Raw genomic sequence first — 26,567 nt, forward strand, 5'->3', positions numbered from 1 at the left:
CCATGCGGGGGGTGAGGAGTGGTCCGCGCAGCGGACGGGAAGCCAATTTCTTGGCTTTCCGAGCGACGAACGCCCGAAGCGACAGCGAAGGGCCCGGGCCGGCAGGCCAGAGGGGGTGTTCAAGCGCGAACCTCTCCTCATCCCGTCCTCTGCAGCCCCTTGAACAGAAAAGTTCGTCCCGAACGGTAGTCATAATCCGGATTTTCCCAGGCGATCATCTTGCCGGGATTGAGCAGTCCTTGCGGATCGGTCTCGCGCTTGAAGGCGAGTTGCACCGCATCGGTCTGCTTCATGCCGCCCTCTTCCAGCGTGTAACGATGCGGGTTGAAGATCGGGCAGCCATTCTCCTCATGCAAGCGGATGATCTCGTCGAGCCGCGCCTCGGTGGTGAACTTGACCAGCGGCAGGCCGAAGCAGGTGATGTTGCCATCCAGCCGCACGAACTCCAGATGCGAGAATACTTCGCCTGGAAACATCGCGTCCATTTTCTCGACCAGCGCCAGCTGGTTGGGAAAGGGATAGAGCGACTGCAAATAGGTGATGTCGGGGTCGACCCGCAGCGCCCTGAGCGTCGTGTGGTTCCAGGCCAGCTCATAGGCCGGCGGCAGGCCCTTTTTCTCCTCCGGCGTCGCCGTCGCGGCATTGAAGACCACCTCGCCTCCAGCCCGCCGCGTGAAAGCGAGAAAGGCGTCCAGCCCATGCCGCGCCACCATGACGACGCAGATGCTCTGCCCATCCTTCAGGAATTTCTGGTGCCGTTTGAAATAGAGCTGCGGCACCGGTGCCGCGATCGGCGTGATCAGCTTGGTCAGGATGCCGTCCTGGCAGGCCAGCGCGTTGCCGTAGCGCGCCGCATTCATGAAGGCGTCGAAGCCGACAATGATGTCGATCCACTCATAGGCCGCGGTCAGCGGCATTTCGACTTCCATGATGATGCCGTTGGTGCCGTAGGCGTGGGTCACCTTGTGCAGATCCTCGCCGGTGAGTTCGAGCGCCCTCGGCTCGGCCTCCATGGTTACCACGCGCAGGCGCAGCACATTGCCGAAATCACGCAAGCCGCCGAAATTGATCGAACCGACGCCGCCCGAACCGCCCGCGATGAAGCCGCCGATCGAGGCGGTGTTGTAGGTGGAGGGTGAGAGCCGCAGTTCCTGGCCGGAATGCGCCCGCGTTGCCTTGTCGATGTCGGCCAGCACAGCGCCCGGCCCGGTCACCACACGCCCCGGCGCGATCGACTTGATCTCGTTCATCTCGGCGAGATTGAGCACGACGCCGCCCGAGAGCGGCATCGCCTGTCCGTAATTGCCTGTGCCGCTGCCGCGCGGCGTCACAGGCACGCCATGCCGGTGGCAGGCGGCGAGCACGCGGATCAGCTCGGCCTCGTTCTTGGGCGTCACGACAAGGTCGCCGGTGACGTGATCGAGCTGCTGCTTCAGCACCGGGCTGTACCAGTAGAAATCGCGGCTTTTCTGCTGGACGATGGCCGGATTGTCGTCGAGTTTTATCCCGTCGAGATCGCGTTTCAGCGCGGCGATATCCATCAGTCCACCATCAGCTCGTCGAGTTCGGCATAGTCGGGCAATTGCCGGTCGATCGCGCGCCCGGCGCGCACGACGATGCGATCCGATTCGGGCCGCGACAGCAATTCCGTCCAGCTGCGGCCCCTGAAGACAATGAAATCGGCATCGCCGCCGGCGGCAAGCGTGCCGAAACCATCGAGCCGCATCACGTGAGCCGGCGTTGCCGTGACGGCCTGCGGCCAATCGGCGACCGGATGATCGAAATGCAGGATGCGCGTCGCCATGCGGTAGACCTCCAGCATGTCGAGATCGCCATAGGCATAGAAGGGATCGCGCGTGTTGTCGGAAGCGACCGCGACCGGAATGCCCCTCGCCTTCATCTCGTGCAGCATCGTCACCCCGCGCCAGCGCGGCGTAGTCTGATCGCGCCGCCGATCCTGCAGATAGAGATTGCACATCGGCAGCGAGACGATCGCCAGCCCGGCTTTCGCCACCTTGTCCAGAGTGTCCAGCACGTCGAGGTCCGGCTGGCGCGCCAGCGAACAGCAGTGGCCGACGAGGATCTTGCCCTCGAAGCCGCTCCATAGCGACGCCTCGGCGATCTTCTTCAGCGAGATCGCCGCGACGTCGTCGGTCTCGTCGGCATGGAAATCGAGATCGAGGCCATGCTCGACGGCTTGGGAGAAGACATGGTCGAGCAGTTCTTCCAGATCCGGCACCATGTAGGTGACGACGCCAAGCACGCCCTTGGCGGCGGCCACCCTTTTGGCCAGCCTGTCGAACCAATTCTTGTCGCGCACGCCCTCGACGCCAATCAGGCAGGCGCCCTGCAACTCGATGCGGCCGCGCCACCTCTCGCGCATCGTCTCGAACACCGGCCAGGAGATTTCCTCCTGCGGCGGGACACTGTCCAGATGCGTGCGCAGTGCTTTGGTGCCATGCGCGTAGGCGCAGCGCAGCGAGAAATCCATGCGCCGCGCCACGTCCTCGGCACTCCAGCGGTCCGTGCGGTCGGCACCTGTGGCATTCAGCGCCCCGATGAAAGTGCCGTCAGGATTGGGTTTTCGCGGCCAAATATGGCCCTTGTCGATATGGGTGTGGCAATCGATGAAGCACGGCAGCAGAATCCGCCCGCCGAGGTCGATCGCATCGGCAGGTGCGTTCGATCTGCCAGGAACAGCAATGCTGGAAATCTTGCCGTCGCCCACCGCGATGTCGGCAAGTGCGAAACCGTCGCCGTCGAAGGGCGCGGCAAGGCCAGGCGTGACGGACCGATGAACGCGTGCGTTGGCGAGCCGGTATGAACCTGTGTTCGGAATCAAGGCGCTACCGCTCCTGCTTCAGCGCGCTCTCGTGCCAGCGCCGTAAGATGAGATGCGAAATCAGCGACAGCACGAGGAAGATCAGGATGCCGGTCAGCGAGATCAGGAACAGCGCCGCGAACAGCCTGGGCGCGTTCAGCCGGTAGCCGGCCTCGATGATGCGCGAGGCGAGGCCCGAAGACTGGCCGGTGGCGCCGGCGACGAACTCGGCCACCACCGCGCCGATCAGCGACAGGCCGCCGGCGATCTTCAGCCCGCCGAGAAAATACGGCATCGCCGCCGGCAGCCTGAGATAGCGCAATTGCTGCCAGCGCGTTGCGCCGTTGAGCTTGAACAGGTCGCGCAGATTGCGGTCGACCGAGTTCAGGCCGAGGGTGGTGTTGGAGAGGATCGGAAAGAAGGCGACAATCCAGGCGCAGAGCAGAAGCTTGGTCGTCTGGTTGTCGACATAGATGTTGATCAGCGGGAAGATGGCCACGATCGGCGTCACCTGCAGCACGATGGCGAAGGGAAAAAACGACATCTCCACCCATTTCGACTGCGCGAACAGCACCGCCAGCCCGACGCCGCCGATGACGGCAAGGAGCAGACTGAGGAAGGTGATGCGCAAGGTGACCAGCAGTGCGGAGAACAGCAGGCCGGCGTCGTTGTAGAGCGTTGCCAGCACCACACCGGGACGCGGCAGGATGTATTGCGGAATTCCATTCCACACGCAGATACGGTCCCACAGCCAGATCGCCAGGATCATGATCGCCAGCGGCAGAACCCAGCGGCCGATCCGCTCGAGCCGCTCCTGGCGCGCGCGGCGTGCTTCCTCGGGGTCGAGTTTCAATGCACCGTCAATGGCCGTCATGATGCGAGCCTGCAATTGAGTTGATGGCCTTGGCCAGCACGTCGGACGTCTGCCGGCACAGCGCCGCATAATCGGGTGAGGTGCGAAAGGCCTCGTCGCGCGGATAGGCCGCATCGATGGCAAGCTCGTCGAAGATCCTGCCTGGCCGCGCCGCCATCACGACAACCCTGTTGGACAAAAACACGCTTTCGAAGACACTATGCGTGACGAAGACGACGGTGAAGCGCTCGTCCTGCCACAACTCCAGCAGATCGTTGTTGAGCTTGAAGCGGGTGATTTCGTCGAGGGCCGCGAACGGCTCATCCATCAAAAGCACGCGCGGTTTGGTCACCAGGGCCCGTGCGATCGAGACGCGCATCTTCATGCCGCCCGACAGTTCGCGCGGCACCGCGTTCTCGAAACCGGTGAGATGAACCCTTGCCAGCATCTCGGTCACCACCGGTGCCGCCTTGGCGCGGCTGACGCCCTTCAGCCTAAGCGGCAGCCAGACATTGTCGAAAACGCTGGCCCAGGGCAGCAATGTCGGCTCCTGGAACACGAAGCCGATGTTCGAGCGGTCGAGCGAACCGCCCGCACGCCAGTCGAGCATGCCGGAGGTCGGCGTTGACAGGCCAGCGATCAGCCGCAGCGCCGTCGACTTGCCGCAGCCGGACGGCCCGAGCAGGCTGAGGAAATCCCCTTCCCGGATCGTCAGGTCGACGTCGGCGAGCGCCGTCACGCCATTGGAAAAGACCTTGCCGACGCCCCGCAGCGCCAACAATGCCGGAGCCGTGTCGGACCCGTTCGCCGGCGCCTGCGCTACCTGTTCCCGCATCATGCTGGGACGGCCTATTTCTTCAGCTCGAGCCCGACGCCCTTGTTGACGAAGGCCAGCGTGTAGGCTTTCGTGATGTCGATGCCGGCGGGCGTGACCTTGGCCTTGACCATCTTGTCGTAAAAACTCTTGATCCGCGCCTCGTTCATGGCGCCGATGCCGAGCTTCTCGGTGTCGCCGGAATCGGCAAGGCCGAACTTCTTCATCTGCTCGATCGAGAAAGCGATCTGCTCATCCGTCATGTCAGGATTGTCTTTCTTGATCATGTCGTTGGCGGCCTTGTTGTCGCCGTAGAGATATTTGTACCAGCCCTTGGCCGAGCCATCGACGAAGCACTGGACCACCTCCGGCTTCTTGTCGATCGTGTCCTGCATCACCTCGACCGTCGTCGAATAGGTGTCCCAGCCATAGTCGGCGAGCAGGAACTGGTTGGGCACGAAGCCGCCTTCCTTTTTGACCGCAAACGGCTCGGAGGTAACATAGCCTTGCTGGATCGACTTCTTGTTGGCGAGGAAGGGAGCAGTGTTGTAGGTGTAGGGCACGCGCTTGGCCGCGTCGAAGCCGAGTTCGATGATCATCCACTGGAAGAAGGTCTGCGCGCCCTCGTCGCCCAGAATGTACTGCTCGGCGTTCTTCAGGTCCTCCCATTTGTCCAGCCCCTCGCCGGGATGGGACATGATGACCTGCGGATCCTTCTGGAAGTCCGCCGCCACCACGCGCATCGGAATGCCTTGCTGGACGGCGTCGAAGGCCGACAGCAGGTTGCCGCCCATGTAGAAATCGATCTTGCCGGCCAGGAGCATCGGCCGGCCGCTGACCTGCGGGCCACCCTGCATGATGGTGACGTCGAGGCCGCAGGCGGCATAGGTGCCGTCGGCCACGGCCTGGTAGTAGCCGCCATGTTCCGGCTCGGCCAGCCAGTTGGTGCCGAAGGTGACTTTTTCATTTGCCGCGGCACCAAGCGTGCTCGCTGCAAGCACGGCCACCGCCGCTACCGACATCTTCAGTTTTCCGTACATCGACACCACCACCCTTTGTTTGCTCCAGCGCGCCACGCGCCAGGCTCGACACCAGAGATTCAAGAAGCAAGACACATGCCACCGGCGTCTCGCGCCGGGACCCGCCCGCCTGCACCACAGCCATCTGCGAACGCCGGAAAGGTCGTGCTGCACCGGAGGCATCGTGCCTATTTTTTAAACGCCTGTCCACAATCGCACCGGCGACATGCACCGCCATCTTGAAGCTGTGATGAATCCAGTCTTAGGCTGGCGGTATCCAGGAGATTGCCATGTTCAAGTTCCTCACCCCGAAGTCGATCAAGCCGCCTTTTGCCCGCTACAGTCACGGCGTCGAAGTGCCCCCGGGCAAGCGGCTGGTGTTGTGTTCAGGCCAGGTCGCGATCACGGCGGACGACCAGATCCCCGAAGACGCCGGCGCCCAGGCCGAGCTTTGCTTCAAGAACATCGCCGCGATCCTCGGCGAGGCGGGGCTGGGGCTCGGCAATATCGTTCGCATCAACGCCTATGTCACCGACCGCGCGCATCTGAGACCCTATATGGATGTCCGCGACCGGCTTTTTTCGAACCCCGCGCCGGCCTCGACCCTGATGATCGTCAGCGGATTTGCCCGGCCTGAATTCAAGGTCGAGGTCGAGGCCATCGCGGCCGGGTGATCGACACGCCGCCTATCTCGCGGTAGGTCTCACCGTTCATCGAAGAGGCATGACATGACGGTAGCAAAAAGACGCGTGTGGTGGGGTGACTATCGGACCACCGAATATGCCTCGATCGATCCCGAAGCGACGATCGCCGTACTGCCGGTGGCGGCGATCGAGCAGCATGGACCGCATCTGCCTGTCTCGACCGACACCTCGATCATGAACGGCATGCTCGACACGGTGATCGCCCGCCTGCCCGACGATCTCGACATCCGCATCCTTCCTGTCCAGGCGGTGGGCAAATCGAACGAGCATCTTCACGCGCCGGGCACGCTTACTTTGCCGGCAACGACGCTGGCGGACGCCTGGACCGAGCTTGGCGTGTCGATTGCGCGGGCAGGCGTGCGCAAGCTGGTCGTCGTCAATTCGCATGGCGGCAACGAGGAGATCATGGGCATCGTCACGCGCGAATTGCGGGTGCGCGAAAAGATGCTGGCGGTGAAGACCAGTTGGCAACGCTTCGGCCGCCCGGCCCGCATGTACACCGAACTCGAGGACCGCCACGGCATCCATGGCGGCGACGTCGAGACCTCGCTGATGCTGCATTTCCGGCCGGATCTCGTCGACATGACCAAGGCCGACAATTTCGTCTCCAACGTCGCCAACGCGGAGCAGGAATTTTCGCTCCTGCGCCACACCGGCACCCACGCCTTCGCCTGGATCGCCAGCGATCTCAATCCGAACGGCGTGGTCGGCGACGCCAGCATTGCCACGGCTGAAAAAGGTCGGCTGACAGCGGAACATCAGGCTGATGGTTTTGTCAGCCTGCTTAGGGATGTACGCAAGGCGAAGCTCGCCGATTGGCTGAAGTAGCCCTACATATCGATCTTCAGTTCGAACGGTGTGCCTTCAAAGGCATCGGCGCCGCGCCCGATCGCTTCGATTGCCGCGATCATGCGGCCGCCTCGACCAAGCAGCGCGTCGGCCACCGCGATCAGCCGCGGATTTGGCGTCGCCGAAGGCGACAGCGTCCGCAACGTCCGGGCCAGCTCGGCCTCGTCGCGTTTCGGCGCCAGCGCGGCAGCGATGATATAGGCGGAGGCCGTCGAGCGGCTGATGCCGGCATAGCAATGCACGACCATCGGCCTCGCCCGGTCCCAGCGGCGCGCGAAATCGAGCAGGTTGCGCACATGCTCCTCGCCCGGCATGGTCATGCCATCCTGCGCCACCGCGATGTCGTGCATGACCAGGTGCAGATGATTTTCCCTCATGATCGAGGCCGGGCGGAGCACATCGGTGCCGGCGGCCAACAGCGACAGCAGCCGCTCGGCGCCGGTCCTCGCCACCGTTTCCTCGACCTTTGCCAGCGAGCAGACATGGATCATGGTTTGATACCTTCCGCTCCATCCTCGCGCCGGGCCGCCCATTCGGCAAGGGCGGATTCAAGCCGCAGCCACTCCTCCCCGTTCCCCGGCAGGCCGGCCCGCAGGACATGCGGGCGGTCGGTGAAATGGCGAAGCAGGATGCCGCGTTCCCCAAGCACAGAAAACAAGCCGGCGGCATCCGGCAGGCTGAAATAGCGGAACAATGTGGTGCCGCCCGCGACAGGCACGCCGAAACGACCGAACAGTCCGTCGAGCCGAGCCGATGCCTCCGCCAGCGACGCGCGCATCGCGTCCTGCCAGCCGATATCGGCAAGTGCGCGAATGCCATATTCCAGCGCCGGGCCGGCGACAGCCCAAGGTCCGAATTGCGTTTCCAGCCGCTGGGCCGTCGGCGCATCGGCAAGCGCAAATCCAAGCCGCAGGCCGGCCAGCCCGAAAAACTTGCCGAAAGAGCGCAGCACGACGATGCCGCCCTGGCCGACATAGCCGGCAAGGCTGTGTTCGCGCGGGCCGACATCCATGAACGCCTCGTCGACGACCAGCAGCCCGCCCTTGGCGCGCAAACCGGCGGCCAGCGCCAGCAGCCGGTCGCGCTCGACGATGCGCCCATCCGGGTTGTTCGGATTGACCACGATGGCCAGGTCGGCATCCGCCAGATCAGCGAAATCGCTGACTTCGGTCACCTCGTGCCCCGTGATTGCCGCCGCGCGGGCATGTTCGGCATAAGTCGGCCCCAGCACGAGCGCCCTGCCCGGTGCGATGAGCGAAGCCACGCGTGGCAGCAGGATCTGCGTACCGGGCGCAGCGACGACATTGGCTGGCGAGGGCGCACCATAGCTACTGGCCGCGATCGCCGTCAGCTCACGCGCCCGCCCCGCTTCCGGCAATCGCGACAGCGAGGTGGCGGGCAGCTCGAAAAGCGGGTAGGAGTGCGGATTGATTCCGGTCGAGAGGTCGACGAAAGGCTGGGGGGCGTTGGGGAAAAGCGCCCTTGCCCGGCCGAGACTTCCACCATGGTCCACCGCTCCTTCAAGAAGCTTCATGTCAGTCCTGATCGCTTTCCTGTCATTGGCCATCGAATCCGCGCTGGGCTACCCCGACTGGCTGTTTCGCGCCATCGGCCATCCCGTGACGTGGTTTGGCAGGCTGATATCCTTTCTCGATCGCAGGCTCAACCGCGCCACTGATCCCGACGCACTGCGTCGCCAACGTGGTGTCCAGGCGCTTCTGGTCATCGTGCTGGTGCCGGCGCTAATTGGCCTGTGCGTGCAGATCCTGCTCTGGTTCATTCCCCTGGGACTGTTCATCACCGCCCTTCTGGCAACATCGTTCCTGTCGCAGCGGAGCCTTTATGAGCATGTCGAGGCCGTCGCCGATGCGCTCGACTCGGGCGGCCTCGACATGGGCCGCGCCGCCGTCTCGCGCATCGTCGGCCGCGATCCCGAAACCCTCGACAGGGCCGGCGTCTGCCGCGCGGCGATCGAGAGCCTGGCCGAGAATTTTTCCGACGGCATCGTTGCCCCCGCCTTCTGGACGGGCGTCGGCGGCCTCGCCGGCGGCGCCGCCTACAAGGCCGCCAACACCGCCGATTCGATGATCGGCCATCGCACGCCGCGCCACGAAGCGTTCGGCAGGGCAGCCGCACGCTTCGACGATTGGATCAACCTGCCGGCGTCGAGGCTGACGGCGTTGCTCATCACGTTGGCGGCTTTCCTGGTGAAAGGCGCCGACGCGAAAGCCGCATGGCAGGCGGTGCGGCGCGACGCGAAAAAGCACCGCTCGCCCAATGCCGGCTGGCCGGAGGCGGCGATGGCCGGCGCACTTGGCCTGGCGCTCGCCGGGCCGCGCAGCTATGGCGGCGTAACGGTCGACGACGCGTTCATGGGCGAAGGCGGCCGGCGCGAAGCCGACAGCATCGACATAAGGCGGGCGCTGAAACTCTACCGCGTCGCCGACTGCCTGTTGATCGCGCTGTTCGGCGTGGTTTCGGCGATCGTCATTCTGGCATGATCTCACCCCCCGTGAGTTCTCTCCCGAAGGGGAGGAAGGGAGCCGGGCTGCAACAGGTTCGCGCCTTTCCTCTCCCCGTCGATCGGGGAGAGGTGGCTCGGCGAAGCCGAGACGGAGTGGGGGTCGACGAGCTCGGCAGTCGCGTTTCTCGCACCCGCCGGGTTGCGCCTGCCTGTCTGCGGACCGCGCGTTCGATCACCGCCTTCCCCCAATCCGTCGCTGCTTCGCAGCGCCACCTTTCCCCCTCCGGAGGGAAAGGAAGTGAGCCCCGCTGGGAGCGTTTGGCGACCAGACTTGAATGCTCATCCACAAAAGGGGACAAAAGCTCTCAAAACTCGATCCCTTGTTGCGCCTTCACGCCCGCCGCGAAGTGGTGCTTGGTCAGCCCCATCTCGGTCACCAGATCGGCCGCCTCGACCAGCGCCGGCTTGGCGTTGCGACCGGTGACGACGACATGCAGGCCCTCGCGGCGCGCTTTCAGCGCGGCAATCACCTTGTCCAGATCGAGATACTCGTAGCGCAGCGCGATGTTGAGCTCGTCGAGCACGACGAGACTGATCGACGGATCGGCCATCAGCTCCAGCGCCTTGGCCCAGGCGGCCTCGGCCGCCGCGATGTCGCGCTTCAGATCCTGCGTCTCCCAGGTGAACCCCTCGCCCATCGCGTGCCAGACGACGCGGTCGCCGAAGGCGGCGAAGGCCTCCTTCTCACCCGTATGCCATTTGCCCTTGATGAACTGGACGACGCCGACGCGCTTGCCGTAGCCGAGCATCCGCAGCGCCAGGCCAAAGGCAGCCGTGGTCTTGCCTTTGCCCGGGCCGGTGTTGACGATCAGCAGCCCCTTTTCGACCGTCTTGCTCGCCACCTCGGCGTCTTGGACCGCCTTGCGCTTGGCCATCTTGGCGCGGTGGCGCTCTTCGTCCTTTTCGTCGATGTCGGTCATGTCACTTCACCTTGAGCGGCAGCCCCGCCACCATCAAAAGCACGGTCTCGGCAATCGCCGCGACCTGCTGGTTGAGCCGGCCGGCGGCGTCGCGGAACCGGCGCCCCAGCGCATTGTCGGGCACGATGCCTTGCCCGACCTCGTTGGATACCACGAACCAGGGTCCGCGCGGCCGCGACAGCATGTCAGCCAGCCGCCGACATTCGGCCTCTACATCATGATCGGCCAGCATGTGATTGGTCAGCCAGAGCGTCAGGCAGTCGACAAGGACCGGCTGGTCCTCCGGTAGGGCCTCGAGTGCACCGACAAGGCCAAGCGGTGCATCGATGGTCGTCCAGCCCTCGCCGCGCCGCGACCGGTGCAACGCGATGCGCTGCTGCATCTCGTCGTCATAGGCTTGCGCCGTGGCGATGTAGGTCCATGGCGAAGGCAAGGCCGTCATCAGCGTTTCGGCGTGCGCGCTCTTGCCGGAGCGCGCACCGCCGATGATGAAGGTCAGTCTTCCGCGATCAGGCAAAGCTGTCGCGCAGGCTCGTCGCGCTGCCGGTGAAGCGTCCACGCACCACGCCGGCGGCAGCGCCGAGCACGAGCCAGAACACCAGGTTGGTTACGGTCACCGCCACCACGAACTGATGATGCAGGCCTTCCGGAATCGGCGTCTCGAAACTGTCCGGCTGCGGCGCGCCGACAATATGCGGCGCGACGATCAACACCACGCCCAGAATCGCCAGCGGCAGTGATTTGCGGAAGGCGATCAGGGCAAGGCCGATCGCCGTCGCCGCCACCGTCGCCGTCCACCAGATCTGGCGTGGCAGAAGCTCGGCGGCAGGCATGGCCGGCAGTTCCGGCGGCAGGCCGAGGCCCGGCGCCAGCGTGAACACGGCAAAGCCGGCCAGTCCCCAGAACACGCCCTGGCGCCAGTTGCCGATGCCGCCGGCGAATTCCGAAACCGCGACCAGGACCAGCGCGAAGCCGATGCCGGTGACGATGTTGGCAAGCACGCTGAAGGCGAAGCGCTCGAAGCCGTCGGCCGGCGCCCAGCCTTCCTCTCCAGCCGGAACAGCTTCAGCGGCTGCCGGCGCGGCGGAGCTCATGGCATTGCCCGCCGGGGCGGCAGAGTTCATGGCGTTGTTGTCGGTCGGGGCCGGTGCGGTATGGTCGTGGTGGTGGCCGCCGCCGGCCTGTTCGTAGACTTCCGCCTTCAGGATCAACGGCACGGTGGCATAGGCCTGCATGCAGGCGAGAACGACACCGGCCACGAGCCCTGCGATCGCCGCGATGAACACGACGTTGCGAAACAGGTTCATGATGTCAAATCCCTATCAGTGGCAGGGAAACGCCATCGAGTGGCGATAGTCGTGCGCGGCATTGTGGACCGCGTCGATATGCGAGAAACCGACAAAGCCTACGACGAAAACGCCGAGCAGCGCCGCGAGCGCGAGCTGCAGGAGGCGCGACTGCGAGGAGATGGAGGCGCCGAGGGAGACGGAAGCGGTATTCATGTCTTGTCCTTTCACCCTCCACCCGAGGGCATCGAAGTCAGTTTCCTGTCGCCGGCAGGTCTCCTGGCTCGCGGATCAGCGCCCTTCCCCACCTTCCCGAAGAAAATCTTCAGTGGCATATGGAGAGGACTACCGCACACAGTTGCGGGGGCAGCCACGGCATTGGGCAACAAATCTGCCCGCACCGCATTCCCTCTTGGCTCCAATCGGAACCGACGACGAAGGTGACTATAGGGAAAATCGCCGCATCCGGCAAACCAAATTCCGACGGCGACAAGCGCTTTAGCGCCGTCCGGCCGCTTGCTCCGCTGCAATTGACAATTTCCGTAGCCGGGTGTCGGCTGCCATCTCACAGGAGGCCAGCCATGCAGCCCGTCCAGAGCCAGCACGCCCCCTATAACGGCCTCACCCGGGCCGAGCCGACATTGCCGTCGTCGGCCTATTGGGATGCGGCGGCCTACCAGCGCGACCTTGACGCCATCTGGTACAGGAACTGCCTGCTCGTCTGCCGTGAAGCTGATCTCGCCCAACCGCTGGCTTTTCGCACCTTCCGCGTCGGCACCCAGGAGATCGTCGTGCTGCGCGACGACACCGGCGAACTGCGCGCCTTCCACAACACCTGCCGGCATCGCGGCTCGCAGCTTTGCCAGGAACGCGAGGGGCGGCTGAAGGCGCGGCTGATCACCTGCCCCTACCACGCATGGTCCTATTCGCTGCGCGGCGATCTCGTGCGCGTGCCATCGAAAACGCTGCCCGAAGGTTTCGACAAGGCGGACCATCCGCTCTATCGCGTCGCGCTGTCGGTCTGGCGCGGCTTCGTCTTCGTCAATCTCGCGGAAGATGCCGCCGGCTCGGCGCACTCATCCTTCGACCCGGCCTCCGGCGATCTCGGCAACTGGCCGCTGGAATCGCTGGTATCGGGCCATGTGCTGCGCAAGGTGATGAACTGCAACTGGAAGATCTTCTGGGAAAACTTCAACGAATGCCTGCATTGCCCCGGCGTCCACAAGGACCTGTCGCGGCTGGTGCCGATCTATGGTCGCGGCCTGATGGGCCGGCATGACGACCCCGAATGGACCCGCCATGCCGACGATGACGCGCCGGAATTTTCCGGCGGGCTGCGGGCGGGTGCCGAAACATGGTCACGTGACGGCCAGGCGCATGGGCCGGTCTTTTCGGGCCTGACGCCGGCCGAGCACGCCGCCGGCCAGACCTACGCCACCAGCCTGCCCTCGATGTTCATCGTCGGCCACGTCGACTATGTCAGGTCCGTACGGCTGGTGCCGCTTGGCCCCGAGCAGACCGAATTGACCGCCGAATGGCTGTTCGCGCCCGACGCGCTCGCCGCCACCGACATCGACAACATCGTCGGATTCGGCACCCAGGTGCTGGAGGAGGATGCCGCGATCTGCGAGGTCAACCAGAAAGGGCTGCGCTCCATGCGCCATAAGGCCGGCGTGCTGATGCCGGAGGAGTACGACCTCCACCGCTTCCACGATTGGGTACGCGAACGACATGCTGCGCTTGTGCCGTAAGCTTCACAGCGACTTCGGCAGATACCGCCAGGTGACATAACCGCAGACCGCCGCAAGCAGGCCGAGCGTGACGAAAACCGAGCCCAGTCCGAAAAAGGCCAGCACCACCGAGTAGACCAGCGGCGGCGTCAGTTCGGAAAAGTCGAGATAAGTGCGGTAGACCGCAGCCATCTGCGCCCGCTCATAAGAGCGGACCGAGCGCATGAAGGCGGTCGAGCCCAGCGCGTCGAGCGCGATGGTGAAGAAGGCGCCGCACAGCAGGAAGGCGCCGGTGACGAGCGGCGCGCTTTCGCCGACGGCACCCGCCGCCAGCAGCACCACCGACATGGCGAAATAGGCAAAAGTCATGGTCCTGCGGCCGCCGAAGCGCTTGCCGGCCTTGCCCCAGAAAATCGCCATGAACAAAAGCGCGTTGCCTGCCGAAACCAGAATGCCGCCGGCAAGTTCGCCCTCACCGGTGATGACCATGAACAGCGGGCCATAGACGAAAAATGTCGTCCAGAAGCAGGAGCGGCCGAAGGCGATCAGCCAGGCCAGCCTCAGCCTCGGCTGCGCGACGAAGCGGCCGATATTGGCTAGCGGGTTGACCGGGCGCGTCTTGCCCGGCCGGATCGAGGGATTGTCGCCGAGCCGGTAGGTCCAGAACAACGCCAGCAGGGCCAAGGCGAATACGGCGACCGCGCCATGCGCGGCATAGATGCCGAAGCGTGTGTAGAGAAAGATGCCGAGCGTCGGCCCACCCGTCCAGGCAAACATCGACCACGCCATGCGCAGCGATTCGGCCTGCATGAAATCGGTCTTGCGGATGTGGTCCATGATGTAGAGGTTGAGCGTGATCGACAGCGCGCTGGCGCCCATGACACGGCACAGCATGCCGGCCAATTGCCCGGCGAGCGTATGCGTGATGAAGAACAACGAGCCGATCGCCAGCAGGCAGGCGCCCGCCGTGTAGACCCAGCGCCGTGCGAAGCGCTGGATCAGCATCGGCATGAACAGGGTCACCGACAGGCCGAGCATCGCCACTATGGTGTAGAGGATCGAGACGATCTGCTCGTTGTGGAGGATCTCGTAGGCCTGGATCGGGATGACGCTCGACACCGTGGCGCGAGCGAAGGATTCGACCGCGTAGAGCGAGGCGAAGGTGCGGGCATCCGCGGCCTTGAGGGCCGGTAGCCAGATCGGATGGCGCACATGCGTGGACATTGCTTCCCCAAAGCAGAATCAGCAGCCAAATCTGCGGCCATCAGTTCGCGACCGGTAACAGGAAACCGACGTGCCCCGGATAAAAACGAAGCCGGTCAAAGGCTTTCCGGTGCTGGCCTAAAGGGGTGCCTGATGCAGCGCCGGCTGACTGTCTGTATCGAAGCTCACGGCCTTCTTTTGTCCGGCGTAACCGTGATAGTCCTCGTGCGGGGCTGAATCAGATCGCGAGACCATGAGCATCCAGACGCCGACCATGCCCGCCGCGGAGTTGCCGAAGACCAAGCGCATCGTCGCCATCGACATGCTGCGCGGCATCGCGCTGATCGCCATGGCGAGCTACCATTTCACCTGGGACCTGGAATTCTTCGGCTACACCGATCCCGGCCTGACCGCCTTCGGCTGGTGGAAGTTCTATGCTCGCTGCATCGCCTCGACCTTCCTGTTCCTGGTCGGCGTCAGCCTGTATCTCGCCCATGGCAAAGAGATCCGCTGGAACGGCTTCTGGAGACGCTTCGCCATGGTCGCCGGAGCGGCGATCGCCATTTCGGTCGCCACCCGTATCGCCACGCCGGACGGGTGGATCTTCTTCGGCATCCTGCACCAGATCGCGCTGGCGAGCCTGCTCGGGCTGGCATTCCTGCGCCTGCCGGCGCTGCTCACACTGCCGATCGCCGCGGCGGTCATCGCCATTCCCTTCTATTTTCGGCTGGAATCGTTCGATCACCCCTGGCTGTGGTGGGTCGGTCTTTCCGCGGTCAACCCACACTCCAACGACTATGTCCCGCTGTTCCCGTGGTTCGGTGCGGTGCTTGTGGGCCTCGGAGCGACCAAGCTTGCCTCCCGCTTCGGCGTCTTGGCGCGCCTGGCGGATGTGGCGCCCGGGCGCTGGTCCAACCCGCTGGTCTTCATCGGTCGGCACAGCCTGGCCTTCTACCTGATCCATCAGCCGCTGCTGATCGGCAGTGTCTGGTTGTTCTCGCAAGTAATGCCGGCCAAGGTCGAAACCCCGCAGGTGAACTTTCTCAAGACCTGTCAGATCTCGTGCGAGCAGCAGCGCGACAGCAAGTTCTGTTCGAGCTATTGTGGGTGCATGCTGGACACGCTGGAGGGCGAGGCAACGCTTGATCGGCTCTATAAGAACGACCAGACCGCCGAATGGAGAGCGCATCTGGCGGACCTCGCCGGTACCTGCACGGCCCGGACCGACAGCAAGATGACGGAGGAAGGTGTCGAATGACCGAGACCGTGCCCAAACCTGGGCTGATACCGTGGCCGCCGCTGATCTACATCGCCGCCATCGCCATCAGCATCGCGCTCGGCTTGCTTTTTCCCCTGCCCTGGATCGGCGACCTCCTGGGCGACCTCCTCTACGCGGCCGGCTGGGTGGCGCTGTTCGGCGTCGCCGCACTGTGGTTCACCGCCATCCGCACCATGACGCGGGCCAAGACCACGCTCAACCCCAACGCCGTGCCGGACCATCTCGTCACCTCGGGCCCATTCGGCGTCAGCCGCAACCCGATGTATCTGGCCAACACGCTGCTGTTGATCGGCGTTGCCTTCATCTCCGGGATCGTCTGGTTCCTGCCGCTCGCCTTCATCGCCGCCTACGTCACGCAGAAGGTCGCGGTGGAAAAGGAAGAAAAGATGCTGGCGGCAAAGTTCGGCAAGAAATACCGCGACTACGCAAAAAGAGTGCGGCGCTGGATTTGAGCATCTGAACGCCGGCTGCCAGAGCCATATCGGGAAGACAACGGTTTCCGATTTGTGGCGGAGACCAACAATTTGTCGATGTCGGCGCCGCCCCTCACCTGCCTGCCGGCATCCTCTCCCCGTATAGTGACGGGGAGAGGGGCGCTGTCATCAGCGGTTTCGCCAGCCACCAGCGTTGCAGGAAAGAGACCGAGATCACGGTCAGCCCCCTTCTCCCCGTCACTATACGGGGAGAAGTGCCCGGCAGGGCGATGAGGGGCGGCGCCGACTCTAAAGCGATTGTCCTGCCTGGAAGGCCGCTACGTATTAACCCCCAGCTCGACCAGCCGCTCGACGCAGGATTCCTCTGCCTGGTCCAGCTCTGCCAATGTCTCCTCGAGGTCGCGGCGCTTTTGCCTCAGATCCTCGCGCTTTTCCTCGATGCGCTTGATCATCAGCTTGAGCTGGCCGACCTCGCCGGGCGGTTCCTTGTACATCTGGATGATTTCGCGGATCTCGTTGATCGAGAAGCCGAGCCGTTTTCCGCGCATGATCTGCCGGATCAGGTGTCGGTCGGATGGACGAAACAGCCGCGTGCGGCCCCGCCGCACCGGCTGCACCAGCCCCTCGTCCTCGTAGAAGCGCAATGTCCGCGTCGACACGTCGAATTCGCGCGTCAGCTCGGTGATCGAATAATATTCCCGCATTCTCGCCCCATAGCCGGAGATTGGCGATTGCTGCTCTCCGTCCGCGGCAGACCTGCCGGAATAGGCCGCAGTCTGCCTGTCGCCGAGCCTCGCACGGCATTTACGTAAAAGTCAATTGAGCCTGATCAATGGACGCCGAACCACCACGTGGCAAGGCCGAGAAAGGCGAAGAAACCAACGACGTCGGTGACCGTGGTGACAAAGACCGCCGAGGCAACCGCAGGATCGACCTTGAAGCGGTCGAGCAGCAGCGGGATCAGGATGCCGGCAAGGGCCGCAACGAACATGTTGATGATCATGGCCGCGGCGATGATGCCGCCCAGATTGGCATCGCGGAACCAGACGGCGGCTACGATGCCGATCAATATGGCGAAAACGATGCCGTTGATGAAGCCCACGCCTATCTCGCGGCGAATGATGCGGCCGGCATTGTAGATGTCGAGATCCCTTGTCGCCAGCGCCCGCACGGTGACGGTCATGGTCTGCGAACCGGCATTGCCGCCCATCCCGGCCACGATCGGCATCAGCACGGCGAGCGCCACGATGCGCTCGATCGTGTGGTCGAACAGACCGATCACCGATGCCGCGAGGAAGGCGGTCAGGAGATTGACAAGCAGCCATGGAACACGCGAACGCGAGGTCGAAAAGATGCTGTCGGAAAGCTCTTCGTCGCCGACGCCGCCCATGCGCAGGAGATCTTCCTCGGCTTCCTGCTGGATGACGTCGACGACGTCGTCGATGGTCAGCACGCCGACCAACCGCTCGTTCTCGTCGACGACGGCGGCCGACAGAAGGTCATATTGCTCGAACTCCCGCGCTGCCTCTTCCTGGTCCATCGTGGCCGGAATGGCGTGCCGCGTCTCATGCATGACCTCCTCGACCTTGACCGAGCGCTTGGTGCGCAGGATCTGGTCGAGGTCTATGGCGCCAAGCAGCTTGAAGCTCGGGTCGATGACGAAGATCTGGCTGAAGCGGTCGGGAAGGTTCTTGTCCTCGCGCATGTAGTCGATGGTCTGGCCGACCGTCCAGAACGGCGGCACCGCGACGAACTCCGTCTGCATGCGCCGCCCGGCGGTCTCCTCGGGGTAGTCGAGCGAGCGACGTAGCCTGATGCGCTCGGTAAACGGCAGCTGCGACAGGATCTCGTCCTGGTCCTCCGGTTCGAGATCCTCGAGGATGTAGACCGCGTCGTCGGAATCGAGTTCCTGCACCGCCTGGGCAATCTGCGCGTTGGGCAGATTGTCGACGATGTCCATGCGGATCGCCTCGTCGACCTCGGTCAGCGCGGAAAAATCGAAGTCGGCCCCCAAAAGCTCGACAAGGGCGCGCCGCTGGTCGGGATGCAGCGCCTCGATCAGGTCGCCCATTTCCGACTGGTGCAGGTCGTCGACCTCACGCTTGAGCGTGAGCGTATCGCGGTCGGCGATCGCCGCGCCGATCTGGGCGAGAAAGGACGAAAGGACAGCGCCGTCCTCACCGTAGATGTCGGCGCGGTGTTCGTCAGCGACCCCAGCGCCGGTCGTCCGTTCGTCCTGGCCTTCCACCAGCGCCTCCCGCCATTGCAATCCTGGAAAAGGTGCATCTCAGGTCTAGAACATCGGACCCGAAAGTGGAAACCGGTTTCGGGAAAATCCGACGCTCAAAAAGAAACTGGCGTAACGCGCGGGAATATCAAACGAAATGCGCGGTGTCCGTAGGGCTGGAGGTGCCGCTACAAATCAGATTCTGGGGAGAGAGAATGGTGCGGTCGAGAAGACTCGAACTTCCACGGGTTGCCCCACAGCGACCTCAACGCTGCGCGTCTACCAATTCCGCCACGACCGCACGTGGTAGGAGCCGGAACCGACCGGCTCGCGGCGTGTAGCAAATCGTTTCCGGCGAAACAAGTGTGCCCCGAGCATTTAATCGCTGGGAATTGCCATAACGGATCAAAGCGCCAAAATGCACCGCGAACTGGACGTTTCGGCCCGATATCGCCATATGAAGTACAACAAGAGACATCCCATGCCAGAACGCAGCCAGATCGCCACGTCGTTCCTGCCTTTGCCCGGTTCGGCGCCCGTCGAATGGGCGATCGAGCCCGGCCTCACCGCCTACCCCGAGGCGCTTGCCTTCATGGAGGCGCGCGCCGAAGCGATCCGCAGCGGGGCCGCCGGCGAGATGGTCTGGCTGGTCGAGCATCCGCCGCTCTATACCGCCGGCACGAGTGCGCGCAGCGAGGACCTGATCGACGCCAACCGGTTCCCGGTGTTTTCGGCCGGCCGCGGCGGCGAATACACCTATCATGGGCCGGGCCAGCGCGTCGCCTACGTCATGCTCGACCTGAAACGCCGCCGGGAGGATGTGCGCGCCTTCGTCGCCGCCCTCGAACAATGGATCATCGGCACGCTCGCCGCCTTCAACGTCAATGGCGAGCGCCGTGAGGATCGCGTCGGCGTCTGGGTGGTACGGCCCGATCGCCCTGCCCTGCCGGACGGCTCTGCCGCCGAGGACAAGATCGCGGCAATAGGCATTCGGCTCAGGCGCTGGGTGAGTTTTCACGGCATCGCCATCAATGTCGAGCCGAACCTCGGCCATTTCAGCGGTATCGTGCCGTGCGGCGTGCAGGACCACGGCGTCACCAGCCTCGTCGATCTCGGGCTGCCGGTGACGATGGCCGATCTCGACCTGGCGCTGAAATCAGCGTTCGAGGATGTCTTCGGCCCAGCCACGGCCTTGCCCGTGGAAACAGCCCGCGAGGCCGGCTGAACGCTTCCCGGACAGCTCAGATCAGCCGTGCCGACGCCCAGAGCACTCCATAACCGTGGATGACGAACACCGCCAGCAGCGCGCCGGCGATGACGAAACGGTCGGCCGTGCGGATCGGCTTCAGTTCGTGGCGCGGCCTCACCCCGCTGCCCGCTGTCAGAAGGCTGAGGATTGCAAAGACCGCGCCGGCCGCGAGCAGAAAGCCGATGGAAAAGCCGGCCCGCCAGCCAAGCGCCAGGAACGCCGAGAGCAGGAAGAAGGAGGCCTGCGCCAGCGCGACCGGCCCCGGGCAGATCTGGCGCAGCACCTGGCCGCCATCGAATTTCCACACCGGCACCAGATTGGCGATGTTGAACAGGGCAGCACAGCCCGCCAGTGTCGCCAGCAATGTCGCGGCAAGCCAGTACCCTTCCGCGCTTGCAAACGTGCTGCCCATCATCGCCAACGGCACCAGGAAAGCAGAGAACCCGGCGCCCATCAGCGCCACGAACGCAACTTCGAAACGGCTGTCATAGGGCCGGCCGCCAATGGCGAGGCCGCCGAGCAGCGGGATGAAGATCATGCGCGCCCTGCGATGGCCCATCAGGCGGAATGCCGCTATGTGGCCGAGCTCGTGCAGGGCGACAACGGAAGTCAGGATCGCGGCCAGAGCAAGCCCGCCGCGGTGAAGCCCGAAGAACGGCCACAGGATGAATGCCGAGAGAGCGGCGAAGCCGAGCTGGCTCAGCGGATGTTCGAACCAGCCGCCCTTGCGATACCGCCCTGTCCTGGCCCAGCCATCCAGCTTGGCGAGTTCGCGGCGCATGGCGAAATAGCGGAACGCCAGGAAGGCCACGCCGCGGTAACGGTCGGTCTGGGTGAGCGTCACCCGGGTGGCCTCGCCAATCGAGACCAACTGCGCGGTTTCCCGATAATGCGCCCAGAAAGACGGATCGAGTGCCGTGTCCTCGATGACGCGCATCGAAAAGCACCTGCCATGCACGACATTCTCGAGCAGGGCCTTGCGTTCGATCGGCAGGCCGTCCCGGCCCTCCCAGGACATTCTGGTGCGGACCACTCCCTCGCCCAGCATCTCTGCCGAGAGGATTTCGCCGGACCAGCCGGCATTGCTCCCGAGCGGCCACAGCGCCTGCCACAGACGCTGCCGGTCGGCCGCGACCGTGCGGCTGAGCCTGATTGTGCGCAAACCAAGCGGCACGCTCATCAGGAGAAAAATCAGCCCTAGATTGCTGGCCACGAGAAAGGCGGCGACGATGGGCGACACGCGGCGCTCCTGCTTTCAGGAGCGACACCCTAGCGCCATGGGCGGCAAGAAAGGCTTAACGGCAAAGCGGACTTTCGTCCGCCGGAACAGCGACGGCAGAGACGGTCACCTCACATGGCTCCGATCCAGATCGCCATGGAAATGAGGAAGGTGCTCATGCAAACCAGCGAGATGACATCCTGAACCAGATCGGTCATAACTCTCTCCTGTTGTTGATATGTTCGCAATTTGTTCTAATTTTGTTTCAAAGTCAACGAGCGGAATCCGTCCGCAGCCGGAATTTTCGAGCGATCAAACCGGCAGGGTTAAGAAAAGGTTGACGGCGCGGGACCTATCAACAGGTCAGGAAGATGTCGGCGACGCTATCGTCAGTTAGCGTATGGGATGAGCGCCTGCTGCCCTCAATCTCAGTCGAGACAATAGTGGGTAAGCTGCGACTGCCGAGTGATGGACGTGAGGCAACACCAAGGCGCCAATCAAGCTGATCGCTGGCGAAAGCGCATGAGGCAAGGCCGCCGGTGGCGCCTCTCGCGCAACTTTGTAACCTGGCTGCTCATCCTGGTGATGACCGCGATCTCTTCCGCCCTGATCGCACTGAAGGCTCACTGGCGGTTCTGATCCCCGGAGGGATCAGTATCCCCGAAGGCAAACTAAACCCGCGGAAATCTCGCTGGACGTTGTTAAGGTTGAAACCAATCTCGCAGCGGACATCAACGTTCTACAGCGGCACCACCTTGCCCTCGGCCAGGGTGACGCGCCGGTCCATGCGCGCTGCCAGCTGGTGATTGTGGGTGGCGATCAGCGCTGCGAGGCCGGATTGCCGCACCAATGCCTCCAGCGCCTCGAACACATAGGAGGCAGTGACCGGGTCGAGATTGCCGGTCGGCTCGTCCGCCAGCAGCACCAGCGGCGCATTGGCGACCGCGCGTGCGATTGCCACGCGCTGCTGCTCGCCGCCCGACAGTTCGGACGGCCGGTGCGATGCGCGCTTGCCGATCTGCATATAGTCGAGCAGCTGCGCCGCGCGCTCGGCCGCCTCCTTGCGCGGCAGACCTTTGATGAGCTGCGGCATCATGATGTTTTCCAGCGCCGAAAACTCCGGCAGCAGATGGTGGAACTGGTAGACGAAGCCGACATCGTTGCGGCGGATCGAGGTGCGCTCGTCATCGGATAGCCGGCCGCAGGCCCGGCCGGAGAGAATCACGTCGCCGGCGTCGGGCCGTTCCAAGAGCCCTGCCGTATGCAGCAGCGTCGATTTGCCGGTGCCGGACGGCGCCACCAGCGCCACCATCTCGCCGCGCTTCAGCGAGAAGTCCGCACCGTTCAGAATGGTGAGCTTGCGCGGCCCCTGGACATAGTGCCGCTCGACGCTCTTCAACTCGATAATGGCCTGCGCCATCATTCGTACCTCAGCGCTTCGACCGGATCGAGGCGGGCCGCCCGCCATGCCGGAAACAACGTCGCCAGGAAGGACAGGCCGAGCGCCATGATGACGACATAGGTCGTCTCGCGCGGATCCATCTTCGCCGGCAACTGGCTGAGGAAATAGAGCTCCGGATTGAACAGCACCTTGCCGGTCATCCAGGAGAAGAACTCGCGGATCGATTCGATGTTGAGGCAGATGATCACGCCGAGCAGCACGCCGGCGATGGTGCCGGTGACGCCGATCGCCGCGCCCGTCATCAGGAATATGCGCAGGATGGCGCCGCGCGAGGCGCCCATGGTGCGCAGGATGGCGATGTCGTGCCCCTTGTCCTTCACCAGCATGACCAACCCGGAGATGATGTTGAGCGCCGCCACCAGCACGATCAGCGTCAGGATCATGAACATGACGTTGCGCTCCACCTGCAGGGCGGAAAAGAAGGTCTCGTTACGCTGCCGCCAGTCGACGAGGTCTATGGGTCGCTGCGCGGCTTCTTCCACCTTCGGTTTCAGCGCGTCGACATCATCGGGATTGTCGACATAGATCTCGATCGTCTGGGCTCGCCCATCCATGTTGAAATAGAGCTGCGCCTCCGAAAAAGGCATGTAGACGATGGAGGCGTCATATTCCGACATGCCGACTTCGAAGATCGCCGCGATCTTGTAGCCCTTCATGCGCGGCGTCGTGCCGAGCGGCGTCACGTCGCCGTCCGGCGAGATCAGCGTGATCGTGTCGCCGAGCGCCAGGCCGAGATTCTCCGCCATGCGCTTGCCTATGGCGACACCCTCGCCCGTGTCGAAATCGGCGATCGAGCCTTGCTTGACGTTGCTGGCGACGATGGCGATCTTGCCCAGGTCCTCGCCACTGATACCGCGCACCAGCGCGCCGGAGCCGCCGCCGACATTGCCTTGCGCCAGCACCTGGCCGTCGATCAGCGGAATGGCGTATTTGACGCCGGCCACGCCGTTGATGCGGCCGGCGACCTGCGCATAGTCCTCAAGCGGCGAATCCAGCGGCTGCACGATCAGATGGCCGTTTACGCCGAGAATGCGGGTGAGCAGCTCGGCCCTGAACCCGTTCATGACGGCCATCACCACGATCAGCGTCGCCACCCCCAGCATGATGCCGAGGAAGGAGATCGAGGCGATGACCGAGATCACCGTCTCCTTGCGTCGCGAGCGCAGATAGCGCCACGCCACCGTGCGTTCGAAGATGGAAAACGGTCCGGCGCCTGCCGGTCTCGCTGCCGCCGCCTCGCTCATGCGGCGGCACCGAAGCGTTTTTTCGCATCGGCGATCGGCAGCGTCACGCGCTCGCCGGTCTTGCGGTTCTTGATCTCGACCTCGCCGGCGGCCACGCCGCGCGGTCCGACGATCACCTGCCAGGGCAAGCCGATCAGGTCGGCGGTGGCGAACTTGCCGCCCGGCCGCTGGTCGGTGTCGTCATAGAGCACATCCTTGCCGGCGGCGGTGAAAGCTGCGTTGAGCTCATCGCAGACGGGGTCGCAATCGGCATCGCCGGCTTTCATGTTGATCAGGCCGATGTCGAACGGCGCCACCGCTTCCGGCCAGATGATGCCGTTCTCGTCATGGCTGGCTTCGATGATCGCCGCAACCAGCCGCGACGGGCCGATGCCGTAGGAACCGCCGGAAGCGAAATGATCCTTGCCGTCGGGCCCGGTCACCTTGGCGCCCATCGGCTTGGAGTATTTCTCGCCGAAATGGAAGATATGGCCGACTTCGATGCCGCGCGCCGAAACCTTGTCGCTGTCGGGAACCTCAGCCCAGGCCGCTTCGTCATGCATTTCGTCGGTCGCGGCGTAAGGCGTCGTCCAGGTCTTGACGATGCCTGATATCTCGGCGTCGTTGGAGAAATCGGTGTTGGCTCCGGGCACGCCGAGCGACAGATAATCGCGATGGCAGAACACCTGGCTCTCGCCGGTGTCGGCCAGGATGATGAATTCATGGCTGAGATCGCCGCCGATCGGACCGGTGTCGGCCCGCATCGGGATCGCCTGTAGGCCCATGCGGGTGAAGGTCCGGAGATAGGACACGAACATCCTGTTGTAGGCGGCTCTCGCGCCTTCGAAGTCGAGATCGAAGGAGTAGGCATCCTTCATCAGGAATTCCCGGCTGCGCATGACGCCGAAGCGCGGCCGCACCTCGTCGCGGAACTTCCACTGGATGTGGTAGAGGTTGAGCGGCAAGTCCTTGTAGGACTTTACATAGGCGCGGAAGATCTCGGTGACCATTTCCTCGTTGGTCGGGCCGTAAAGCATGTCGCGGTCCTGGCGGTCCTTGATGCGCAACATCTCCTTGCCGTAGTCGTTATAGCGGCCGCTTTCGCGCCAAAGGTCGGCCGACTGGATGGTCGGCATCAGGATTTCCAGCGCGCCGGCGCGGTTCTGTTCCTCGCGGATGATCTGGCAGACCTTGTCCAAGACCCGTTTGCCCAGCGGCAGCCAGGAAAAACTGCCCTGCCCCTGCTGGCGGATCATGCCGGCGCGCAGCATCAGCCGATGCGAGACGATCTCCGCCTCGCGCGGATTCTCTTTGAGGATGGGCAGGAAATAGCGCGACAAACGCATGGACTGGTCCGTGAATGAGGAGGCCGCGCCAGAATCGGTGCGACGCAGGCTTGCTTGCCCCGGCTTCATAGCCATTTCATGGCGCAATGGGAACCCGGACGCATCGACCCGGAAATCGGAAATTCAGCTTTCGAACGGCGTGGCGCGCGGAATGAAAACGTCTTGAGCACCCCTCGCGCCCGCCGCGAATGCTGGACGATCGAAGGAGCCACGGTTGCATAAAACGCCCGGCTGGTCGTTTCCCAAGCAAAGCCTGCCGTACTATTGTGCAGTGCAGCACGAGAATGCCCGTTTCAAGGCAAAATTCTTCGTGACATTTTCATTTCCGTTGGGCTAATGTGCCCTGATAACCGAGAGAGCAGAGAAAAATCTGTTCTCCTACGCGGTCAAAGTCTTGGGAGGATGCGATCTAGGCGCGGTTACTCGCTGCCGCCGGAAACCGGAAACAGATCGGACGCGTTTAAATTGCAAGGCCTTGTGCCTTGCATTTTTTTTGTGCATTCACCTGCTTAGCGCAATGCGTTGCCAAACCACCTTACCCCGCGTCATGATTTTTGAAGCCTGAACAGATGAGCCGGCGCCGAATGGCGGCGTGACCTCGCCCGAAGCGCAAGAGCCGGTTTGAATGCTGCTATTTTGCCGTGGCCTGGCCGAATTCCGGCACGATGTGCGGGATGTCGTTGAGGCTATATCCCAGCCCGTGCGTAAGGCCGTAGAAAATGCCCATGAGCACCGCCGTGGCGACGGTGGTGCGGATCACCGCACGCAGCATATGTGGTCCGCGCGGCGCGCTCGGCACCGTGCCCAGCGTCACGTCACGGTCGTCATCCTGCGTCCTGACGCTGAACGGCAGAACGGCAAACAGCACCACCCACCAGGTCGCGAAAAACAGTGCGGTGAACGAAACCCAGCTCATGATTGCTCCAGTTCGATCAGCGTGCCGAAGAAATCCTTCGGATGCAGGAACAGCACAGGTTTGCCATGCGCGCCGGTCTTCGGCTTGCCGTCGCCCAAAACCCGGGCGCCAGCTGCCTGGAGCCGGTCCCGCGCGGTAAGGATATCGTCGACCTCGTAGCAGAGATGGTGCATGCCGCCCGACGGGTTCTTCTCGAGGAAAGCCGCGATCGGCGAGCCCTCGCCGAGCGGCTCCAGCAACTCGATTTTGGTGTTGCCGACATTGACGAACACCACGGTGACGCCATGCCCGGGCAGCGCCTGTGGTTCGCTCACTTCGGCGCCTAGCGTGTCGCGATAACAAGCGACAGCCGCAGCCAGATCCGGCACCGCAAGCGCGACATGGTTCAGGCGTCCAAGCATAGAGCGCTCCGCTTTAGGGGAGTAGGGAAACAAGACAGAAGAAAAGCAACGGCTCATTCTCCCCTACTCCCCTACTGCCTTATTCCCC

Annotated in this window: 27 protein-coding genes, 1 tRNA gene and 1 riboswitch; of the genes, 7 read left to right on the forward strand and 21 right to left on the reverse strand. The window is 63.7% G+C overall.

Annotated elements, in window-relative coordinates; translation table 11 throughout:
- Positions 1 to 137: 137 nt before the first annotated feature.
- From ACIU1A_RS13680 to ACIU1A_RS13700, 5 genes are read right to left on the reverse strand one after another with little or no spacing between them, the layout of a single operon-like run.
- Positions 138 to 1,541, reverse strand: coding sequence for an FAD-binding oxidoreductase (locus tag ACIU1A_RS13680; protein WP_404927517.1), 1,404 nt, complete (start codon positions 1,539 to 1,541; stop codon positions 138 to 140).
- The gene (locus ACIU1A_RS13685) at positions 1,541 to 2,842 is read right to left on the reverse strand and encodes a cytosine deaminase (protein ID WP_404927518.1); all 1,302 of its coding nucleotides are present in this window, start codon (positions 2,840 to 2,842) and stop codon (positions 1,541 to 1,543) included. Before ACIU1A_RS13685 ends, ACIU1A_RS13680 begins: the two co-directional genes overlap by 1 nt.
- 4 nt (positions 2,843 to 2,846) lie before the next feature.
- Complete coding sequence (locus ACIU1A_RS13690; protein WP_404927519.1) at positions 2,847 to 3,695, reverse strand: ABC transporter permease; 849 nt, start codon at positions 3,693 to 3,695, stop codon at positions 2,847 to 2,849.
- The gene (locus ACIU1A_RS13695) at positions 3,682 to 4,512 is read right to left on the reverse strand and encodes an ABC transporter ATP-binding protein (protein WP_404927520.1); all 831 of its coding nucleotides are present in this window, start codon (positions 4,510 to 4,512) and stop codon (positions 3,682 to 3,684) included. The genes ACIU1A_RS13690 and ACIU1A_RS13695 overlap by 14 nt, the downstream gene beginning before the upstream one ends.
- Before the next feature lie 11 nt (positions 4,513 to 4,523).
- The gene (locus tag ACIU1A_RS13700; protein WP_140639073.1) at positions 4,524 to 5,528 is read right to left on the reverse strand and encodes an ABC transporter substrate-binding protein; all 1,005 of its coding nucleotides are present in this window, start codon (positions 5,526 to 5,528) and stop codon (positions 4,524 to 4,526) included.
- Between the two features lie 269 nt (positions 5,529 to 5,797).
- Between ACIU1A_RS13700 and ACIU1A_RS13705 the strand changes: the two genes are divergently transcribed.
- Positions 5,798 to 6,181, forward strand: coding sequence for a RidA family protein (locus ACIU1A_RS13705; RefSeq protein ID WP_140555017.1), 384 nt, complete (start codon positions 5,798 to 5,800; stop codon positions 6,179 to 6,181).
- Positions 6,182 to 6,235: 54 nt separating this feature from the next.
- Positions 6,236 to 7,039: a creatininase family protein gene (locus ACIU1A_RS13710; protein WP_404927521.1), complete on the forward strand. Its 804-nt coding sequence runs from the start codon at positions 6,236 to 6,238 to the stop codon at positions 7,037 to 7,039.
- A gap of 2 nt (positions 7,040 to 7,041) precedes the next feature.
- On the opposite strand, the gene ACIU1A_RS13715 is transcribed toward ACIU1A_RS13710, so the two are convergent.
- Together ACIU1A_RS13715 and cobD are read right to left on the reverse strand one after the other, a co-directional pair.
- Positions 7,042 to 7,551, reverse strand: coding sequence for a tyrosine phosphatase family protein (locus tag ACIU1A_RS13715; protein WP_140817418.1), 510 nt, complete (start codon positions 7,549 to 7,551; stop codon positions 7,042 to 7,044).
- On the reverse strand, positions 7,548 to 8,594 hold the full coding sequence (gene cobD / locus ACIU1A_RS13720) for a threonine-phosphate decarboxylase CobD (protein ID WP_404927522.1): 1,047 nt from the start codon (positions 8,592 to 8,594) through the stop codon (positions 7,548 to 7,550). Before cobD ends, ACIU1A_RS13715 begins: the two co-directional genes overlap by 4 nt.
- Between cobD and cbiB the strand changes: the two genes are divergently transcribed.
- Positions 8,593 to 9,561: an adenosylcobinamide-phosphate synthase CbiB gene (cbiB, locus tag ACIU1A_RS13725; RefSeq protein ID WP_140555013.1), complete on the forward strand. Its 969-nt coding sequence runs from the start codon at positions 8,593 to 8,595 to the stop codon at positions 9,559 to 9,561. The genes cobD and cbiB overlap by 2 nt on opposite strands.
- Before the next feature lie 328 nt (positions 9,562 to 9,889).
- Here cbiB and cobO read toward each other — a convergent pair whose 3' ends face one another.
- From cobO to ACIU1A_RS13745, 4 genes are read right to left on the reverse strand one after another with little or no spacing between them, the layout of a single operon-like run.
- Positions 9,890 to 10,504, reverse strand: a complete 615-nt coding sequence (cobO, locus tag ACIU1A_RS13730; protein ID WP_404927523.1) for a cob(I)yrinic acid a,c-diamide adenosyltransferase — start codon at positions 10,502 to 10,504, stop codon at positions 9,890 to 9,892.
- A 1-nt stretch (position 10,505) separates the two neighbouring features.
- Positions 10,506 to 11,021 carry a bifunctional adenosylcobinamide kinase/adenosylcobinamide-phosphate guanylyltransferase gene (gene cobU / locus ACIU1A_RS13735; protein ID WP_140623223.1) on the reverse strand — a complete coding sequence of 172 codons (516 nt, stop codon included), beginning with the start codon at positions 11,019 to 11,021 and terminating at the stop codon, positions 10,506 to 10,508.
- Positions 11,014 to 11,811 (reverse strand): CbtA family protein, encoded by a 798-nt coding sequence (locus ACIU1A_RS13740; protein ID WP_140879893.1) that lies wholly within the window; start codon positions 11,809 to 11,811, stop codon positions 11,014 to 11,016. The genes cobU and ACIU1A_RS13740 overlap by 8 nt, the downstream gene beginning before the upstream one ends.
- Before the next feature lie 15 nt (positions 11,812 to 11,826).
- Positions 11,827 to 12,006: a CbtB domain-containing protein gene (locus ACIU1A_RS13745; protein WP_140495602.1), complete on the reverse strand. Its 180-nt coding sequence runs from the start codon at positions 12,004 to 12,006 to the stop codon at positions 11,827 to 11,829.
- Between the two features lie 35 nt (positions 12,007 to 12,041).
- A riboswitch (cobalamin riboswitch) is annotated at positions 12,042 to 12,238 on the reverse strand.
- Between the two features lie 133 nt (positions 12,239 to 12,371).
- Between ACIU1A_RS13745 and ACIU1A_RS13750 the strand changes: the two genes are divergently transcribed.
- Positions 12,372 to 13,541 carry an aromatic ring-hydroxylating dioxygenase subunit alpha gene (locus ACIU1A_RS13750; RefSeq protein WP_404927524.1) on the forward strand — a complete coding sequence of 390 codons (1,170 nt, stop codon included), beginning with the start codon at positions 12,372 to 12,374 and terminating at the stop codon, positions 13,539 to 13,541.
- 3 nt (positions 13,542 to 13,544) lie between these two features.
- Here the strand turns inward: ACIU1A_RS13750 and ACIU1A_RS13755 are convergent, their stop codons facing one another.
- Positions 13,545 to 14,744, reverse strand: coding sequence for an MFS transporter (locus ACIU1A_RS13755; protein WP_404927525.1), 1,200 nt, complete (start codon positions 14,742 to 14,744; stop codon positions 13,545 to 13,547).
- 232 nt (positions 14,745 to 14,976) lie between these two features.
- Here ACIU1A_RS13755 and ACIU1A_RS13760 point away from each other — a divergent pair, with 232 nt between their 5' ends.
- Both ACIU1A_RS13760 and ACIU1A_RS13765 read left to right on the forward strand, forming a co-directional pair.
- The gene (locus ACIU1A_RS13760; protein WP_140623218.1) at positions 14,977 to 15,981 is read left to right on the forward strand and encodes a DUF1624 domain-containing protein; all 1,005 of its coding nucleotides are present in this window, start codon (positions 14,977 to 14,979) and stop codon (positions 15,979 to 15,981) included.
- Positions 15,978 to 16,454: a methyltransferase family protein gene (locus tag ACIU1A_RS13765; RefSeq protein ID WP_404927526.1), complete on the forward strand. Its 477-nt coding sequence runs from the start codon at positions 15,978 to 15,980 to the stop codon at positions 16,452 to 16,454. Before ACIU1A_RS13760 ends, ACIU1A_RS13765 begins: the two co-directional genes overlap by 4 nt.
- Positions 16,455 to 16,753: 299 nt before the next feature.
- Here ACIU1A_RS13765 and ACIU1A_RS13770 read toward each other — a convergent pair whose 3' ends face one another.
- From ACIU1A_RS13770 to ACIU1A_RS13780, 3 genes are all read right to left on the reverse strand, one after another.
- On the reverse strand, positions 16,754 to 17,140 hold the full coding sequence (locus tag ACIU1A_RS13770; RefSeq protein ID WP_006203215.1) for a MerR family DNA-binding transcriptional regulator: 387 nt from the start codon (positions 17,138 to 17,140) through the stop codon (positions 16,754 to 16,756).
- A gap of 125 nt (positions 17,141 to 17,265) precedes the next feature.
- Complete coding sequence (gene mgtE, locus ACIU1A_RS13775; RefSeq protein WP_140495597.1) at positions 17,266 to 18,684, reverse strand: magnesium transporter; 1,419 nt, start codon at positions 18,682 to 18,684, stop codon at positions 17,266 to 17,268.
- A gap of 195 nt (positions 18,685 to 18,879) precedes the next feature.
- Positions 18,880 to 18,964: transfer RNA gene (locus ACIU1A_RS13780), tRNA-Leu, on the reverse strand.
- A 180-nt stretch (positions 18,965 to 19,144) separates the two neighbouring features.
- Between ACIU1A_RS13780 and lipB the strand changes: the two genes are divergently transcribed.
- Complete coding sequence (gene lipB / locus ACIU1A_RS13785) at positions 19,145 to 19,888, forward strand: lipoyl(octanoyl) transferase LipB (RefSeq protein WP_404927527.1); 744 nt, start codon at positions 19,145 to 19,147, stop codon at positions 19,886 to 19,888.
- A 16-nt stretch (positions 19,889 to 19,904) separates the two neighbouring features.
- Here lipB and ACIU1A_RS13790 read toward each other — a convergent pair whose 3' ends face one another.
- The 6 genes from ACIU1A_RS13790 to mce form a co-directional block, all read right to left on the reverse strand.
- Entirely contained in the window at positions 19,905 to 21,152 is a 1,248-nt protein-coding gene (locus ACIU1A_RS13790) for a site-2 protease family protein (RefSeq protein WP_404927528.1), read from the reverse strand.
- A 718-nt stretch (positions 21,153 to 21,870) separates the two neighbouring features.
- Positions 21,871 to 22,551: an ABC transporter ATP-binding protein gene (locus ACIU1A_RS13795; RefSeq protein ID WP_140495870.1), complete on the reverse strand. Its 681-nt coding sequence runs from the start codon at positions 22,549 to 22,551 to the stop codon at positions 21,871 to 21,873.
- Entirely contained in the window at positions 22,551 to 23,837 is a 1,287-nt protein-coding gene (locus tag ACIU1A_RS13800; RefSeq protein WP_404927529.1) for a lipoprotein-releasing ABC transporter permease subunit, read from the reverse strand. Before ACIU1A_RS13800 ends, ACIU1A_RS13795 begins: the two co-directional genes overlap by 1 nt.
- The gene (gene proS / locus ACIU1A_RS13805) at positions 23,834 to 25,162 is read right to left on the reverse strand and encodes a proline--tRNA ligase (protein ID WP_404927530.1); all 1,329 of its coding nucleotides are present in this window, start codon (positions 25,160 to 25,162) and stop codon (positions 23,834 to 23,836) included. The genes ACIU1A_RS13800 and proS overlap by 4 nt, the downstream gene beginning before the upstream one ends.
- Positions 25,163 to 25,793: 631 nt before the next feature.
- Positions 25,794 to 26,078 (reverse strand): DUF1467 family protein, encoded by a 285-nt coding sequence (locus ACIU1A_RS13810; RefSeq protein WP_140495592.1) that lies wholly within the window; start codon positions 26,076 to 26,078, stop codon positions 25,794 to 25,796.
- Entirely contained in the window at positions 26,075 to 26,479 is a 405-nt protein-coding gene (mce, locus tag ACIU1A_RS13815; protein ID WP_140555002.1) for a methylmalonyl-CoA epimerase, read from the reverse strand. Before mce ends, ACIU1A_RS13810 begins: the two co-directional genes overlap by 4 nt.
- Positions 26,480 to 26,567 lie beyond the last annotated feature (88 nt).

The organism is Mesorhizobium maamorense, from assembly GCF_044998965.1.
GTDB lineage: Bacteria > Pseudomonadota > Alphaproteobacteria > Rhizobiales > Rhizobiaceae > Mesorhizobium.

Excerpts from the sequence above, each read along its gene's own strand:
- ACIU1A_RS13680 (WP_404927517.1), bottom strand. The coding sequence starts at position 1,541 with ATGGATATCGCCGCGCTGAAACGCGATCTCGACGGGATAAAACTCGAC.
- ACIU1A_RS13690 (WP_404927519.1), bottom strand. The coding sequence starts at position 3,695 with ATGACGGCCATTGACGGTGCATTGAAACTCGACCCCGAGGAAGCACGC.
- ACIU1A_RS13695 (WP_404927520.1), bottom strand. The coding sequence starts at position 4,512 with ATGATGCGGGAACAGGTAGCGCAGGCGCCGGCGAACGGGTCCGACACG.
- ACIU1A_RS13700 (WP_140639073.1), bottom strand. The coding sequence starts at position 5,528 with ATGTACGGAAAACTGAAGATGTCGGTAGCGGCGGTGGCCGTGCTTGCA.
- ACIU1A_RS13705 (WP_140555017.1), top strand. The coding sequence starts at position 5,798 with ATGTTCAAGTTCCTCACCCCGAAGTCGATCAAGCCGCCTTTTGCCCGC.
- ACIU1A_RS13710 (WP_404927521.1), top strand. The coding sequence starts at position 6,236 with ATGACGGTAGCAAAAAGACGCGTGTGGTGGGGTGACTATCGGACCACC.
- ACIU1A_RS13715 (WP_140817418.1), bottom strand. The coding sequence starts at position 7,551 with ATGATCCATGTCTGCTCGCTGGCAAAGGTCGAGGAAACGGTGGCGAGG.
- cbiB (WP_140555013.1), top strand. The coding sequence starts at position 8,593 with ATGTCAGTCCTGATCGCTTTCCTGTCATTGGCCATCGAATCCGCGCTG.
- cobD (WP_404927522.1), bottom strand. The coding sequence starts at position 8,594 with ATGAAGCTTCTTGAAGGAGCGGTGGACCATGGTGGAAGTCTCGGCCGG.
- cobO (WP_404927523.1), bottom strand. The coding sequence starts at position 10,504 with ATGACCGACATCGACGAAAAGGACGAAGAGCGCCACCGCGCCAAGATG.
- ACIU1A_RS13740 (WP_140879893.1), bottom strand. The coding sequence starts at position 11,811 with ATGAACCTGTTTCGCAACGTCGTGTTCATCGCGGCGATCGCAGGGCTC.
- ACIU1A_RS13745 (WP_140495602.1), bottom strand. The coding sequence starts at position 12,006 with ATGAATACCGCTTCCGTCTCCCTCGGCGCCTCCATCTCCTCGCAGTCG.
- ACIU1A_RS13750 (WP_404927524.1), top strand. The coding sequence starts at position 12,372 with ATGCAGCCCGTCCAGAGCCAGCACGCCCCCTATAACGGCCTCACCCGG.
- ACIU1A_RS13755 (WP_404927525.1), bottom strand. The coding sequence starts at position 14,744 with ATGTCCACGCATGTGCGCCATCCGATCTGGCTACCGGCCCTCAAGGCC.
- ACIU1A_RS13760 (WP_140623218.1), top strand. The coding sequence starts at position 14,977 with ATGAGCATCCAGACGCCGACCATGCCCGCCGCGGAGTTGCCGAAGACC.
- ACIU1A_RS13765 (WP_404927526.1), top strand. The coding sequence starts at position 15,978 with ATGACCGAGACCGTGCCCAAACCTGGGCTGATACCGTGGCCGCCGCTG.
- ACIU1A_RS13770 (WP_006203215.1), bottom strand. The coding sequence starts at position 17,140 with ATGCGGGAATATTATTCGATCACCGAGCTGACGCGCGAATTCGACGTG.
- lipB (WP_404927527.1), top strand. The coding sequence starts at position 19,145 with ATGCCAGAACGCAGCCAGATCGCCACGTCGTTCCTGCCTTTGCCCGGT.
- ACIU1A_RS13795 (WP_140495870.1), bottom strand. The coding sequence starts at position 22,551 with ATGGCGCAGGCCATTATCGAGTTGAAGAGCGTCGAGCGGCACTATGTC.
- ACIU1A_RS13800 (WP_404927529.1), bottom strand. The coding sequence starts at position 23,837 with ATGAGCGAGGCGGCGGCAGCGAGACCGGCAGGCGCCGGACCGTTTTCC.
- proS (WP_404927530.1), bottom strand. The coding sequence starts at position 25,162 with ATGCGTTTGTCGCGCTATTTCCTGCCCATCCTCAAAGAGAATCCGCGC.
- ACIU1A_RS13810 (WP_140495592.1), bottom strand. The coding sequence starts at position 26,078 with ATGAGCTGGGTTTCGTTCACCGCACTGTTTTTCGCGACCTGGTGGGTG.
- mce (WP_140555002.1), bottom strand. The coding sequence starts at position 26,479 with ATGCTTGGACGCCTGAACCATGTCGCGCTTGCGGTGCCGGATCTGGCT.